The organism is Acinetobacter sp. V89_4 (assembly GCF_029967875.1).
Taxonomy (GTDB): Bacteria; Pseudomonadota; Gammaproteobacteria; order Pseudomonadales; family Moraxellaceae; genus Acinetobacter; species Acinetobacter oleivorans.
This window is the reverse complement of record NZ_JASCAI010000024.1, coordinates 39,945-53,695: the sequence shown is the minus strand read 5'-3', so window position 1 is coordinate 53,695 and position 13,751 is coordinate 39,945. Positions and strand designations below refer to the sequence as shown.

Sequence of the window (13,751 nt, the reverse complement as noted above, 5' to 3'; positions counted from 1 at the left end):
CTTACAGTTTGAAGCCACGGTGAACGGCAACGATACCTGCAGTAAGGTTGTGATAGTCACAGTTCTGGAAGCCAGCATTTTCCATCATACCTTTTAAGGTGCGTTGGTCTGGATGCATACGAATTGATTCAGCCAAATATTTATAACTTTCTGAGTCATTCGCAACCAATTTACCCATAATCGGTAAAGCAGTGAATGAATAGAGGTCATAAAGTTTTGAGAATGGCTCAAATACAGGTTTAGAAAATTCAAGAATAAGTAAACGACCACCTGGCTTTAACACACGGAACATAGATGCAAGTGCGGCATCTTTATCTGTCACGTTGCGTAAACCAAAGCTAATGGTGAGTAAGTCAAAGCTGTTATCTGCAAAAGGCTCTAAAGTTTCTGCATTAGCAAGTACGAAGTCAACATTGGTACAGCCTGCATCAATTAGGCGGTCGCGACCAACATTAAGCATAGATTCGTTAATGTCTGAAAGAACGACATGACCTTGAGGACCAACTTCACGGCTAAATACTTTTGCTAAGTCGCCTGTACCACCAGCAATATCTAATACGTGTTGACCACGGCGTACGCCAGACATATTAATTGCGAAGCGTTTCCATAGGCGGTGAATACCAAATGACATTAAGTCATTCATCAAGTCATATTTACTTGCAACCGAGTGGAATACTTCTGCAACTTTTTGTGCTTTATCTTCAGTTCTAACAGTTGAATAACCAAAGTGTGTAGTTTCACCAACGTTACCAGTATTGCCAGCACCACGTGGTAAATTGTATTTCGGTACAGAACCATTAACAGGTGTGTCGGTTAAGGTTTGTTGTAAAGATTGTTGTTGCCCTTGAGGGGTACCTGACGGTAAAGGTGAGCTTAGGAATGGGCTAACTTTGTCTGAACTTTGTGCCTGCTCAGTTGGAGATGTTGGCTTTTGGTTTTCGTTAGACATATTGTCTCTCCTAGACTCAAACTCAAGTGAAACGGAATAAGTTCTGCATGATGACAGATTTTGTCTATTTTTACAGGCATCATCATGCAAATATAATGAATAAAATCTCAACTTCGTAAGGTTGATTTTTTCTCTGTGCCGACCTTATCACACTCTAAACGGATTCGGATGCCCTGAATGTACATTTTCAATAATTTGGCGTTCTTTTTCAGTAAAAGTCTTGATAAAGTTCTCGGCTGATTTTAACGGTTTCATCGCACTAAAACCATCTTGGATAAAATCATACATCAATTCGAAGTGATATTTTTGGGCAATGCCTTTACACATTTTAAAAGCCGTAAACATCATAAATGAGCGCATGTATTTATCGAGTGCTGCTCCTAAATCATCAAGAAGAGCAAGCTGCTGATAACGAGCTTCTGCCTGATCAAGCTTGATTAAGGTTAAACGCATAATCTCATCAGTGAGTACTGTATCTGCTGGGTAGTCTTCAAGAAGTTGTATCGCTACTTGCTCATCAAGTTGAGTTGCAAGCACAGCTAAACTTACCGATTTAGTGCCAGTTTTAATTGCATTTTCAGGCAACACTTTTTCGGCTTTATGAGCATATTTCAATAAACGTTCAATTTGAGCCGCCAGAGCATCAAACTCTGGACCACCATATAAACGATTTAAAAAATATTCTGACATGAGCTTGTGTTCAGGCAGATTAAAAAAGTCGTGATGCGTATCTTTCATCCGCTCTTTTAGCCATGTTTGTACATCTTGCAAACGCTGGGCAAGCACTGGATTGTCGTGATAATTAAATGTTTTATATTGTTGTAAAAGATCATCAAAAGCAGCGAGTTTAGACATTTAAGGCTCTAATATTGGGCTATTTGCAAAAAATCATAAGAGGCATTGTAACCTTGTACTATGGCGAGTAGATGTAAAAAAAATGATTCATGCGTCAATTCTTAGACAGATTTTTGTCGCAATGACATAATTTGTATAGCAATTCATCATTTAACCGCATAAGTTAAAGATCATCGAAATTAAACAATAAAATATTAGAGCCGTGGACTATGAGTGAACAACAACCAAAATTTGAAATTCGAGATGAAGAACTGCTTTCAGTTGACTTGATTGAAGCACAATATGCGTTAAAAGAAAGTCGGGGAAAACCCAACGCTAAAAGCACACTCATTTTAATGAGTGGTATTGAGCTGGCAGGTAAAGGGGAGGCAGTTAAGCAGCTCCGTGAGTGGTTAGACCCTAGATATTTGCGAGTCAAAGCAGATGCGCCACGTGTACTGACAGATACAGAAGCATTTTGGCAATCTTATTCGGAGTTTATTCCTACCGAAGGCCAAATTGTGGTGATGTTTGGTAATTGGTATAGCGATTTGCTCGTAACAGCGACACATGTGTCTGAGCCTTTAGATGAAGCACGCTTTGATGCTTATGTTGAAAATATGCGGGCATTTGAGCAAGATTTAAAAAATAACTATGTCGATGTGGTTAAAGTCTGGTTCGATCTTTCATGGAAGTCACTACAAAAACGTTTAGACAAAATTGACCCGTCTGAGCAACACTGGCATAAGCTCCATGGCCTAGACTGGCGTAATAAAAAACAATACGACACTTTGCAAAAGTTACGCCGTCGTTTTACCGATGATTGGTACATTATTGATGGCGAAGATGAAAAGCAACGTGATCAGTTTTTTGCTCAGTACCTTTTACAACACATGCGCCAACTTCCAGACCATGAAACCGAAGTCAAAGGGAAATGGCAGCAGGCTAAAATTCCAGAGAGTTTATTAAAACCTGCTGATGAACCACTTGATAAAGCCGAATATAAAAAAGAGCTCGATAAATTAAGCAAAAAAATTGCTGATGCCATGCGTTTCGATAAACGTAATGTCGTCATTGCTTTTGAGGGAATGGATGCTGCTGGTAAAGGGGGTGCAATTAAGCGAATTGTTAAAAACCTAGACCCGCGTGAATATGATATTCATTGTATTGGAGCACCTGAACGCTTTGAAGCACGACATCCTTACTTATGGCGCTTTTGGAACCGCATTAATGAAGCCGAGAAAATCACAATCTTTGATCGGACATGGTATGGGCGCGTACTTGTTGAACGTGTTGAAGGTTTTGCTTCACCTTTAGAGTGGCAGCGTGCCTATGACGAAATTAATCGTTTTGAAAGAGATTTATTTGATAGCCAAACGATTGTAGTAAAAATTTGGCTTGCGATTAGCAAAGATGAGCAAGAACAGCGCTTTAAGGCCAGAGAAGAGACACCGCATAAACGTTTTAAAATTACCGCAGAAGATTGGCGTAATCGTGATAAGTGGGATGATTATTTAAAAGCCGCAGCCGATATGTTTGAGCGAACCAGTACTGACTACGCGCCTTGGTATATTGTTGCAACTGATGATAAATATACGGCACGTCTAGAAGTATTAAGGGCGGTTTTAAAACAGCTGAGAGCAGATTAAGCTCTCAGCCATAAGGCATAGATTAATTTACAATGGTGGTGCGGCTTTTTTGCTGAATACGTTTTGCAAGATTGTAACTGTCAGTAAGATGCGTTTCTGCTATTTTTTTCATCATGAAATAGCCTAAACTAGCTGCTACAATTTGTCCGCCTAGCGGTATAAATTTAGTCACCTGTTTCGTTACGATTTTGCCAAAAAAGCCATTAAATGTTTTTTTAACGGTCGTGCGTGCCACTACAAAGCCTGAAAATTCAAAACCACGTTTACGTAGCTCATCCCAGTGAATTGTTTTAGTTTTTGGGTCATAGACACTTACGTGTTCAGGGGCCAAACCGAAACGGGAATTGATATCTGGAATAAGGTACGACAAAATTCCCAAATCTATCACCACGTCAAAAAAAGGAATCGGTACAATTGCCGCCCCTGCTGAGACGTAAGCTCTTTTTTTGATGAGATCATGGCACTCATCGCGAATTTGTTCCAGATTTAGGCTAGGATCAATATAGTCAGGAATCTTGTCAATTTTCATAATGTCTACCTGTATAAATTTCTTGATGGCGTCATTCAAACCAAGTGTAAGTGACACCTGAAGTTAAATTATGCTGTGTTTAAACCAACGTGACATAGTCAGATTCAGTTGTATAGTAATGAATGTTTATGATTTTGTGCATAAATTATGCAAGCAGGAAATGAAATAAATGGGGATCCATGTTATTCAAAGTCAACGTATTGATGTGTTGTTGCAAGGTGTATTAGCGTCTACATCTCAAGCTTCAACGCATCCATTACAGGTTTTGAAAACCCAACATTTTATTGTTCCAAGTCCTGCGGTCGAGCAGTGGTTGATACAAAAACTTGCAGAACAGCAAGGCATGAGTGCCAATTACCAGTTTCACCAACGAGTACGTGGCTTCCAATGGTATGCCTACCAGCAAGTTTTAACTGCGCATAAAGAACAGGTTCGTAAAGCGAACATCCCACGTTTGATTTTTAAATGGCGGGTGCATCAGGCTCTACACGAATTTATTCAACCTGACACGATGAGCATAGACACATCGCATCCTTTACATTCTATTGTTCAGCGTATTTATGACAGTGCAGATCGACTCGAACAAGGCATAGATAAACAATTAAAAAAACAAAAAATGCTGTATTGGGTCGCTGAGCAGGTTGCGGATTTATTTAGCAACTATATGATTTATCGTGGACAGTGCCAGCGTGGTTGTGAAAATGGTTGCACTTGTCCTGAAAACTGGTTGTCTGCTTGGGGGCAGGGTCGAGCACTCGATATTGAAAAATATATTGTACAAAAAGATGAAGAAGTGACTGCTTTTGCATTGCACCAAACTGAGGAGTTAGAACGCTGGCAGCGCTGGTTGTGGCAGCAACATTTTCATGATGATTTTGTGCAGATGCAGCAAATTGATGCGTTGTTCTGGCAAGAGTTAGATCATCCGGACCGTAGTAAGCGTGCTATTTCAAGATTACCTAATCAAGTGGTGATCTTTACTTTGTTAGATTTACCACCAAGTCAGTTACAGTTCTTGCGCCGTTTAGGTCAATATATTGATGTATTGATTTTGCACTATAACCCTTCACAAGAATATTGGGCCGATAGTGTCGATCCACTGTGGAAGCAGCGTTATGACTTAGGGGTAAAAGAGCGTTTTATTGCGAAAAATCCAAAGGCAACAGATGCTGAAATTAGTGATTTCTTTAATAAATTTACACTCAACTTTAATGCTGAAGCGCGTGAGTCCAGACATCCGCTTTTAACCAGATTGGGTAAACAAGCACGCGACCACTTTTCACTATTATCGAATTTGTCTACGGGCGAAGAAGGTAAGTGGGTTGATGCTTTTGTGGATGATTTTCCAGAAAGTTTACTCGGTAAAGTTCAGTCAGATATTTTGCATTTGGTAGAACCGCAAGCTAAGCAATATGAGCTTGCTTCCGATGATGACTCTATTCAGATTCATGTTTGTCATTCGACTCTACGTCAACTTGAAGTATTAAAAGAGCAATTAATCTGTTGGTTGGCTAAACCGCATGAGCAACCGCGCCGTCCAAACGACATTTTAGTTTTAGTTCCTAATTTGGCCGACATAGAGCCTCTAATTCGAAGTGTATTTCCCGCTACTGCTACTGAGCAAGGTGTACATTTGCCAGTGAAAATTGCAGGTGTTGCATCACTCGATGCACTGAATGCATGGCGCGCTGTGATTGGGCGTATTCAGCTGATGCAGGGACGTTTTAGCTTTGATGATTTTGCTGACTGGTTAAGTTTGCATGCGACCCAGCAACGTTACGAACTTGAATATGTTCAGGTTGAGCGAATTTTAAATTTACTCGCCGATGCAGGCTTTAAACGAGGGCTTGATGCAGAACATCTCAAGCGAAGTTTGTGTGACGGTGATGATGATTACCGATATAGCTTTAAATTTGCCTTAGAACGATTGGCTCTTGGTATTGCCGTGCCTGTGCATGCGACATTTAATCAGGTGTTGAGTTATGCCAAAGTTCAACCGGGTGATTTTGAGCTGATTGGTACACTCATTCAAATTTATCAAGATTTGAATGAGCGCCGTGATTGGCTGACGCTGCATGAGCAGGGAAAAGTCTACACGGTTGAATATTGGCTTCAGGTATTGGGCAAAGATATTGTTGAGTTTGAACAGGTCGGTGTTGCTGCTTTAAAAGCTGTTCGGGAAATTGTTAAGAAACAAGAGCGAATGTTGACGCTCGCAAACTATTACGCCGAGACAGAAACAGGAACTTTGCGCAAAATTACCTTACCCCTGCCTTATATTATTGAAGAAATTCAGCGAACTTTAGAAAGCCAAAGTGCACAAGCTGAACCAACAGGGCAGATTACCTTTGCTCAAATTGGACATATTCGGCCGTTACCTTATCGCTTAATGGTCATGCTAAATCTGGATGCAGGGCAATTTCCAAACCGTGATACCCATGTGCCATTTGATTTAATGGATGCACTGCGTCAACAGTTAGGTGACCGCTCTCGACTTGAAGATGATCAAGGTGCTTTTTTAGATGCTTTATTATTAGCCCAAGACAATTTATGGCTGTTTTATAACGGTTTTGATGTGAATGATGGTGAGGTACGAGAACCTTCCAGTATTCTTCAAGAGTTCCGTGAACACCTTGCCCTGATTGTGAAAGCTGAAGACGATGTACCTGAGAACGTAGTTGTTGAAGGGATTGAGATTCCATCACAGTTAAAACAACTCTATCACTTACATGACTTACAGCCATTCGACCCGAAAGGTTTTACTGTAGAAAAAAGTGTGATCCGTTATCAAGATCACTGGTTTAAGGTCGCTTCACAAATTCAGCAAGTCTCAGGAAACCGCCAACCTTGGGCAAATACGACCTATCCGCTACAAGCTCCTGATATGCTGGTTTTAGAGAGCCATCAGTGGATACAGGATGTGACGTTCCCTGCACGTTTATATTTGAAAACTTTAGGGGTAGAAAACTTAGGAAGTGTCGGAGTGCTCGACCAAAATGAACCGTTATTATTAGATGGTTTAGGGCGCTATGCGATTCGACATTTTTTACAGCAATCTGAACAGCATGCACAACCTGAAGTATTAATTGATCAGTTGCCTGTAGGTAAAGTCAAATATAGCGCATGGCAACAAGGAGTGTTTGAGCAAGAATGTTTACTTGAACGCCTTCACCATTATGCACCTGCAGTGACACAAACAACTCAGCGTATTTGGCGAATTGCTAAACAGCTTCATATGAATATTACGGTTCCAAAGTCTGAAACTCAGGATTGGGTCAGTATGGAGCCTTCAAGCGCCCGAGCAAAAAGACGAGCGAAAGTCTGGTTGGAACACTTACTTTGGTTAGCTTATTTGAATGAGGGAAGTGCAGGAGCTGAAAAGCGCCGTATTGTGGTTTTTAGCGATCAAACTGTGATTTGTAGTGGGGTTAGTTCTGAGCAAGCTCGGCAATATTTACAGCCATGGTTTAAAATCTGGCGTCATGCACAGCAACAACCATTGGTTCTACCAGCAGCCTTATTATTAAAACCATTAGAAAAAGCCAAAGCATATCAGTGGGAAACAACAAATCAGGCAGAAAAAGCAAAACTGGATGAGAAGAGCTACACTGAGCTGTTAAAATACTGGAATGAAACAGGGTCATTTACCACAATGGATATGACTCAAAATGAAGCTTGCAAGTTGCATCGAGACTGGAGCTTTATTTTACAAGAACAAGATGCGCAAGCTTTGCTTCAACATGCTTGTGATGAGTTTGCGTATGATCTGTATCATCCGGTTTTTCAATTTCAACATTCGGAGTAAGACATGAACTCAAGAGTACAGGTGTCTTATCAACCTATTATTGATATTGAATTTAGTGGCTTACACTTAATTGAAGCTTCGGCAGGTACAGGAAAAACCTATACCTTATCAAGTTTGATGGTGCGTATCTTTCTTGAAAAGTACTTGCCTCGACAAGTGATTGCAACCACGTTTACCCGTGCTGCCGCTGCTGAGTTAAAAAGCCGTATTCGTGCCCGTTTGGTCGAAACGTATCGTTACTTAGAGACCAAGCGCAGTTTTACAGAACACGAATTAATTATGCAGGCTGAGCAAGAGCCTGACTTATTACTCCAACATATTTTAAAAGGCTTTGCGACGCGTATTGCCTATGCGTGTGAACGCTTAAAGTTAGTAATAGATCAGTTAGACGAGTTATTCGTCGGAACACTTGATAGCTTTAGCCAAAAACTATTACGTGAGTTTGCCTTTGAGAGTGGCAAAATTGAACGCGCTCAAATTACTGATGATGCCAAAACCTATAGCCGACAACTGATTCATGATGTTTTGCGTGAATGGATACAGTCTCAACCTCAAACCGTGATTGATGCGTTGTATCTGGCAGGTGAGTTAAAGAGTGTCGATAGTTTTGTCAAACTTGTTGAAGACTCACTTAACTTTAGTTCTGCTCATTTTAAACTTCCTGAAAAACCAATCATTCAATTTGAACAACTTGCTCAGCTCAAACAGTTAGCGACAGAAATTGACTTAAGCCTTTTAGAGCCGTATTACTTGCTTGATGGCGAACACTATAAACATGTAAGCGGCACAATATTTCGTAATGGGGCGTTTAACAAATTATTTAGCGAGTGTTTACCGCAGCTTTTACAAGTTCTAACGCAAAGCGACAGTATTTTGGTTTTTGATGGGTCTTTGACTGCACAACGTGAGCTTGTTTTTAAGTTTTTAGGTCAACTTGCCGATCAGAAAGTTTTCAAGAAATGTCCTGCTGAAATTTCAGATGGTTTCTATCAACATCCTTGTATTCAACATATTCAACAGCTATTTGGCGTACTGAAAAATTACGCTGAGCAGTTCGACCAGCTTCATATTTTTTTAAAAGCCTATTTGTGTGTAGAGGTGAAAAAACGTTTACCACAGGTTTTACAAAATAAAGGTGAAACTACTTTTTCTCAGCAAATTCGTACACTTTCTGAAGCTTTAAAAGGTGAGCAGGGGCAGCGTTTTGCTGTATTTGTTCAGGCGCGTTATCCCTTAATTTTGGTCGATGAATTTCAGGACACTAACCAAGATCAAGACGATATGCTGGCGAGCATTTGGCGTCATCCAGAGCGTTACCAAAAAGGTTGCATGATTATGGTGGGTGACCGGAAACAGGCGATTTACGGTTTCCGCGGTGGGGATATGCTCACCTTCTTAAATGCCTATAAGGATATTCAAACTAAACATGGCCGCGAATATAAGTTAATTCATAACCATCGCTCCGTTGCAGATCTGGTTGAAGTGGTCGATGCCTTATTTCAACGACAAATTGATTTCGGTGAAGAGGTTCAATATGACCCAATTCGAGCGGGAACTCGGCCTCATCCTGTACTGATTGAGCAGAACAATCATAATCCTCATCCTTTACGTTGGCTCATGCTCAAAGATAAAGAAACTGAGGCACAGCAAGTTGCTTGGAAGATTCGAGATCTACTCAACCAGTCACATGCTGGAGAGCTATATTTTCAAAAAGATGCTCAGACTCAAACTCTAAACGAAGATGATATTGCGGTATTGTCCCGTAATCATGATGGGCTTGATAAAGTTCAATTTGAGCTAGAGCGTTTAGGAATTCGGGTTAACAGGCCATCAAAACGAAGTGTTTTCGATTGCGCAGTTGCTCAAGACGTTGGTGCTTTGTTGACTGCCATACTTCATCCTTACGATGAGGCAAAAGTGAAGCGAGCTTTAATTAGCCGTCTATTTGCCATGGATTTAAAACAACTATTGCAGCTTGAGCAGACAGCCGAAGGGTTAAGCCAGTTTATGACTGGTTTCGACGTCATTCGTGAGTTGTGGTCCGCTCAAGGCTTTTTAGTGGCATGGCAGCAATGTCTCATCCAGTTTGATATATGGCAAAATTTGGTCGCTGCCCAAAGTAAAGATAATGAACGGGTTGTGGTGAACTTGCGTCATTTGACTGAAATTTTGAGTCAGCACAGTGAGAAATACTCAGGCGCGCAAAACCTCTATCATTGGTATCTCAAACAGTTGGGTTCTCCTCTCGATCGTGATTGGGAGTTAGAACGTAAATTGTCGAGTGAGGCTGGGGTTCAGCTCATGACAATTCACCAGTCAAAAGGACTGGAATTTAAGATTGTATTTTTATTAGGTGCAGACAAGCCCTTTCGAGAAAATAACAAAACTCTGAATTTTTCGACCCAAGATGTAGTCCAACCAGACTCAAGTCAGACCTTAACTCAACGTGTCGTTGCGATTGCTGATAAAACTTATTTAAATGAAGTTGAACTTAAGCAACACGAAGAACGAGCGCTTGCTGAACAGAATCGCCTTTGGTATGTCGCTTTAACGCGAGCAAGCCACCGCGTCTATGCACTTTTACAAGATGTGGATGGTAAATCAGTATCAGGTCTCGCGTTTTGGAAAAATAGGACTGAGCCTTTTCAACACCGTTGCTGTACGGATGAAATGGTTTTGGAGCAGATTCCACAGGAAATTCATTTAGCCAAACAAACAAGTATTATTGAAATACAAGCGCAACGGTTTCCTGAACAACGTTTTTATTCGAGAGGTAAAACCAGTTTCAGTTATTTGGCACAGCATTTAAAACATAAGGCTGGCACAGATTTATTGGCGAATCAGAGCAATGATGCTGTATTAGCAGAAGATGAGCTGGATTTAATTAACACTGCTGAGGCAATCAGTGCTCAGCCGATTGATTGGATAAAGAGTAACTTCCCGCGAGGAACGCTTGCCGGTAATTTCTTACATGAAATCTTTGAGCACATCAATTTTCAATGTTCAGATGACTGGGTAAGTGAAATACGTCGTCGTTTTAAAAATGACTATAGTAGTCTTTGGCAAGATTTACTTAATAAATATAACGAGAGCTTCCCAGAGCAAGAAGATGCCGAGAATCTGCTTTACCAGTCAGTTGCAGAGTGGCTGAAAGATATTTTGCGAACGCCGCTTGATCAAAGTTTCCGACTAAATCAGCTTCAACAAGAGCAGTATTTGTCAGAGTTTCCTTTTTATTTGGCGTTGTCAGATCGGGTTCTAGCGATGACACGTATTCAGCAGCTTTTCGCTGAGTATGGGTTGAATATGCCGGAATTACTTGAGGCTCGCTCAGCACGTTACCTCAATGGTTCTATCGATTTGGTCTATTTTGATGGGCAGCGTTACCACATTGCCGATTATAAAAGTAATTACTTAGGTGATGATCTTGCAGATTATCGTAGCGATAGCATTGCCCAAAGCATGTCTTTAGCAAGTTATTGGCTACAGGCAGGTTTATATCTCGTTGCATTACATCGCTATTTGCAAGTCAAAATGCAGGATTACCAAATTGAGCAACACTTAGGTGGGGCAACTTATCTTTATTTACGTGGTATGAATGGTGAAGCTGAGCAGGGCTATTATTACTGGCAGCCTAGCATTGAGTTTATTCTGCGTCTTGATGCCATTTTAGGGTATTTTGCTGAGGATAAAATTGCATGAAAAATGCTGATAAAGTATGTAATTTTAATATTAACAAATATTTGGCATGTGGATAAGCCTGTCTATAACCATGTGGACAAGCGTGTGGAAAACTAGGTGGATAAGTGTGTGGACAATCTAAATAGCTCTGAACAGGCCGATTTAAGCTGGTTAACAACGTGGAGTAACTTCTTAAATCAGGCTCCATTTACTGAGCGATCGCAAGGGTCAGAAGCCACTTCTTACTTGCAGCAGCTTATTGAAGCGAGCTTACAAGGCGATAGCTGTATCGATGTCAGTTCTGAGCAAATTGCAGCACTTGGTCAGCTTGCTATATCTGCCGATCAAGCAACTTCAAATGTTGCCCCATGCGTCTATGATGAGCAGGGGTTGGCATTATACCGATATTGGCACCTAGAGCAACGACTTGCAGAACAAATTTGTCGATTAAAGCAACAATTAATTCAACCTGTATCTTGTGATGACTACTTAGACCTACTCACAGACCCGCATCAACAGGCAGCTTTACAAATGGTTGCTCGGCAGAGCCTGAGTATTATTACGGGTGGGCCAGGTACGGGTAAGACCTATACGCTTGCACGTATTATTGCAGTGCTTAGCCAAACAATTCCGAATATTCGTGTGGCGATGGCTGCTCCAACAGGTAAAGCCGCACAGCGCATGCAAGAGGCCTTACAGAACTCATTTAATGACCCTAAATTGCTTGAGTCTGGATTAGTGAGTGAAGAACTAAGGAATCAGGGAACGCAAACAATTCACCGATTATTGGGGATGGGACATAGTCAAACACCACGGTTTAATCAAAAACAACCGCTTCCTTATGACGTGATTGTTGTGGATGAGGCTTCCATGCTGGATTTAAATCTAGCTACTCTTCTACTTGAAGCAGTGCCAGAGTCTTGTCGAATTATTTTATTAGGAGATGCAAATCAGCTGGCTTCCGTCGACGTCGGAGCGGTTCTTGCTGACTTGCAACAAATACAGGCACTCGCCGACAACAGGGTACAATTACAAACCAGTCGCCGTTTTGCTGAAGGGGCGTTGATTGGGCAGGTGGCACGTTTTATTCAAATGCAAACCAGTCAGATTAATCATGAGCAGGTTTTGCAACAGTTTGAAATTGATATTGTTGAGGTTTCTGAATTAAAGCCTATAGTTTTACAAAGTGAAATGCCAGATGTGGTTCAGCTTGAGTATTTACCAGAAGGGAATCACGCAGAAGTCGAAATTTATTATCAGAAGCTCATGCTCGGTTTCCAAGGATATGTAAAAAGCCTAAAAAATTATTTAAAAGAAGAACGCTCGATTGAACAGGTCCAAAACGTAGTAAAAGCATTTGATGACTACCGTATTTTAACGGCTGTTCGTCATGGCCCATTTGGGTTACAGCAGTTAAATCAATATGCGCAGCGTTGGATACAGCAACAACTTTCAATAGTGACAGCAGGGGGATGGTATGTTGGTCGTCCGGTCATGATGACTTATAACGACTATCAGCTCGGTATTTCAAATGGTGACATTGGTCTGTGTTTTGAACACAGAACTCAACCTCAGCAGTTTGAAGTATATTTTCCAAGTTTAAATAAATGGGTCGCTGCAAACCGATTACCTAAAAGTATTCAAAGTGCATTCGCTTTAACAATTCATAAATCGCAAGGGTCTGAATTTACACACACTGCTGTCGTTTTAGATCAAGCCGCAAAGAATTTATTAAGCCAAGAGCTTATTTACACTGCGATTACACGTGCTAAAAAAGTAGTGAGTCTTTTGGTTCATCCCGAAGCTTTACTACAGTCCTTTACAGTTCGTACGACACGAAAAAGTGGTTTAGTTCAGAAAGTTAATCGGTTAGTTCGTTAAGCCAAACTTAATATTTTCACCCTTGTAAGAAAAAGCTTACATAGATTCGAGATATTTGCTGCTAGAGTACACCCCATGTTTTTGAGATTATAAACGCACAACGAGCTTGGCAAGGAATGTCGGGCAAAATCGCACAATAATAATAGCTTAAGTCGAGAGACTGCGAACTTACAATGACGTAGGTGTATAAAGAGGAAACTTACAGCCGCTAAGCCTTGTAGTTTTGGGAGAGACTACAGGGCTTTTTTATATTCTCAATTTTATTTACTTCTAAAAATTATCAGAAAAGTTCGGATTTAAGCCAATATTGAGTGTAATTTCTTTTAAAAATTTATATCAATAATATCAATATATTTATCTGTAATATGATTTTTAAACACCCATTTTTCCTGTGAATTGTTAAGTTAAATGTTATACAGAACT

General features: G+C 40.6%; 7 protein-coding genes. 4 read left to right on the top strand and 3 right to left on the bottom strand.

The window, feature by feature from the left end; all coding sequences use genetic code 11:
* Position 1: 1 nt before the first annotated feature.
* Positions 2-949 carry a bifunctional demethylmenaquinone methyltransferase/2-methoxy-6-polyprenyl-1,4-benzoquinol methylase UbiE gene (gene ubiE, locus QLG01_RS10720; RefSeq protein ID WP_005301878.1) on the bottom strand — a complete coding sequence of 316 codons (948 nt, stop codon included), beginning with the start codon at positions 947-949 and terminating at the stop codon, positions 2-4.
* Between the two features lie 147 nt (positions 950-1,096).
* On the bottom strand, positions 1,097-1,804 hold the full coding sequence (locus tag QLG01_RS10715; protein WP_282496419.1) for a hypothetical protein: 708 nt from the start codon (positions 1,802-1,804) through the stop codon (positions 1,097-1,099).
* A 209-nt stretch (positions 1,805-2,013) separates the two neighbouring features.
* Here QLG01_RS10715 and QLG01_RS10710 point away from each other — a divergent pair, with 209 nt between their 5' ends.
* Positions 2,014-3,432, top strand: a complete 1,419-nt coding sequence (locus QLG01_RS10710) for a phosphate--AMP phosphotransferase (protein WP_151988897.1) — start codon at positions 2,014-2,016, stop codon at positions 3,430-3,432.
* Between the two features lie 22 nt (positions 3,433-3,454).
* Here QLG01_RS10710 and QLG01_RS10705 read toward each other — a convergent pair whose 3' ends face one another.
* A complete protein-coding gene (locus QLG01_RS10705) occupies positions 3,455-3,961 on the bottom strand; it encodes a hypothetical protein (protein ID WP_005301888.1) in 507 nt (168 codons plus the stop codon).
* 169 nt (positions 3,962-4,130) lie between these two features.
* On the opposite strand from QLG01_RS10705, the gene QLG01_RS10700 reads away from it, so the two are divergent.
* The 3 genes from QLG01_RS10700 to recD all read left to right on the top strand — a co-directional run bounded on the left by QLG01_RS10700 (position 4,131) and on the right by recD (position 13,328).
* Positions 4,131-7,766, top strand: a complete 3,636-nt coding sequence (locus QLG01_RS10700) for an exodeoxyribonuclease V subunit gamma (protein WP_282496418.1) — start codon at positions 4,131-4,133, stop codon at positions 7,764-7,766.
* 3 nt (positions 7,767-7,769) lie between these two features.
* The gene (locus tag QLG01_RS10695) at positions 7,770-11,468 is read left to right on the top strand and encodes a UvrD-helicase domain-containing protein (RefSeq protein ID WP_282496417.1); all 3,699 of its coding nucleotides are present in this window, start codon (positions 7,770-7,772) and stop codon (positions 11,466-11,468) included.
* A 108-nt stretch (positions 11,469-11,576) separates the two neighbouring features.
* A complete protein-coding gene (gene recD / locus QLG01_RS10690) occupies positions 11,577-13,328 on the top strand; it encodes an exodeoxyribonuclease V subunit alpha (RefSeq protein ID WP_282496416.1) in 1,752 nt (583 codons plus the stop codon).
* The last annotated feature ends 423 nt before the right edge of the window (positions 13,329-13,751 follow it).